The sequence below is a fragment of the Rahnella sp. P4_A8 genome (assembly GCF_056402435.1).
This window is the reverse complement of sequence record NZ_JBFUHK010000186.1, coordinates 1-1947: the sequence shown is the minus strand read 5'-3', so window position 1 is coordinate 1947 and position 1947 is coordinate 1. Positions and strand designations below refer to the sequence as shown.

The 1947-nt window shown below is 45.5% G+C and carries 2 protein-coding genes; one reads left to right on the top strand and one right to left on the bottom strand.

From position 1 onward, the window contains the following. Nucleotides 1–220, bottom strand: a 220-nt coding sequence (locus AC1DUO_RS24480; RefSeq protein ID WP_477989203.1) for a hypothetical protein, incomplete at its 3' end; no start/stop codon positions are given. 204 nt (nucleotides 221–424) lie between these two features. On the opposite strand from AC1DUO_RS24480, the gene AC1DUO_RS24475 reads away from it, so the two are divergent. After that, complete coding sequence (locus AC1DUO_RS24475) at nucleotides 425–634, top strand: ECs_2282 family putative zinc-binding protein (protein ID WP_477989201.1); 210 nt, start codon at nucleotides 425–427, stop codon at nucleotides 632–634. The last annotated feature ends 1313 nt before the right edge of the window (nucleotides 635–1947 follow it).

Sequence of the window (1947 nt, the reverse complement as noted above, 5' to 3'; positions counted from 1 at the left end):
CTTCTATCTGGGATCGATATATGAATTGAACAGACTGCAGGGAGTAACCGCCCTCACCTTCTACAATTTGTGCAAGGCAAGGGAATTCTTTGGGTGCCTGACGCAGAATTTCTCTTTCAAGCTCGTCAGGTTCGAAAACCGAAGGAAACTCCTCATCCAAATGAAGGTAGCCTTTTACTACCCATTCTCTGTATTCATATTCGTTATTCAGTAGCTTCATGCCAATGGTCCCATGTGATGTTTTACATAAGATAGCAGGCATCCAGCAAACGAACGATGGTGAGGGCTATTTTTTACTTCCTCATGAGATTTACTAAAGCAAGACTCAGGAGTACATTTTCATTTGCATATATATCAGAGCCCTCCCAAAAGAGGGCCTTTCTTTATTTTATTGAATTTACATTATTTTAAATAGGATGATTCAATGCATATTGAGAGTGTTCTGGAGAAGTTTAGCTGCTCCATTTGCCGATGCGAATTTCTCATTTACCCAAATGACTTTAATCTGAAAGCTAAATTCTCTGACGTTCGTTGTGCATCATGCGGCCGTAAAGTCACCAAAGGCGAGCTTCTTGAGCTATTGCAAACTGGTGAATCCAAAAAGCCGAAGAAACTGATCACGTCCATGCTGTAGTAGTGGACTTCTCATCCGCTAATTTGGCTGTTGCAGTGCCGGGTGCCTCCCGGTGAACCTTTRGCCAGCTAACCTTGGTTCGCGCATTCTGTGCCTACCTAGTTCATAAGCTGTTTAGGCCCCACCGCATAGGGGGATTCACCGCAACRACATAAAAATAACATACAGCAYAAAAAGAGAAAACTACGCTCAGGCTATGCAGGAATTCTTTGCCATTTCTCGCTGTGGCCGCGCTCATGCCCTTGGGTCTTGTGTCGCTCCTTGCCGCTAATAACCGGTGCGCGTATGGCTGGCGCGCTGCTTTATCGGAACTTTTTTGATATAGAAATCTTGACCCGTAGTTACACGGGCTCGCGTTACTTTGCGACTCAGGGCAGCATCATGACTGCTGCATTGGCTGATGCCTGCGGTCTATCCGTTTATTGGTGCATATTTCTAACCTTCAGAAAGCAAAAAAACCGCATTTCTTCGAGGTTTTGTATTGATTTTTAATATTTCAATGTCTTACGGCTTTTTCATGCATTTTTTCACTAATATGTTCGTCAGGCGTTTCTGAGGTGTCGATAATGTTGAAATGGGGCACTGCACCATGTGCAAGCTTTCGGTCTATGTGGTGAACGCCTTCCGCATACCCACCAAAAGATGCCACCATAAATAGCCAAGCGAACCAAACCCTTCTCTTCACAACGCCTCCAATGAGTTAAATACCAAGAGAAACCTATACTAGAGGGCATAACGTAATGAAGTGTCTTCTTTATCTAAAGTTGATGATGAGTTTGTTTCGACAGGCTTGCATTCTTGCTGAATACAAAACATATGAGGCATTACAGCAGATTTTGCCAGCAACGCTCATGCAAATGTGCTTTCCAGACACTCCGGGTKATCCCATCWTCGCWGACTGAAAAGCATTATTTGGTTGTTGCRGTGCCGGGTGCCTCCCGGTGAACCGTTGGTGAGCTAACCGTGGTTCGCTGTCTTCACTACGAGGGCATAGCTTATTAGCCCTACCGCATAGGTAGGATTCACCGCAACGGGATCAACGTATCATATGCCCATAAAAGACAAAACCCCGCCGGAGCGAGGTTCTCAGATTGTCTAAGCTTTGTGACTACGTGACCAATCTTAACAGGTTACAAGAGTTTTTGCGTAGCGCACTAGAACTATTTTAAGCGACTTTCGCCACTCTAATTTTCTGGGTGTAGGCGTCCATTTCCAGCACCGCGCCGGTCATCGCCAGACAACCATCCACGAATCCTTCCGCAACCTGCAACTGCTGGCGGATCAGGCCTTCACTCACCGGAGACAGTTTAGAT

Bases quoted from the DNA above. Each gene is read 5' to 3' on its own strand.
- AC1DUO_RS24475 (WP_477989201.1), top strand. From the start codon at position 425: ATGCATATTGAGAGTGTTCTGGAGAAGTTTAGCTGCTCCATTTGCCGA.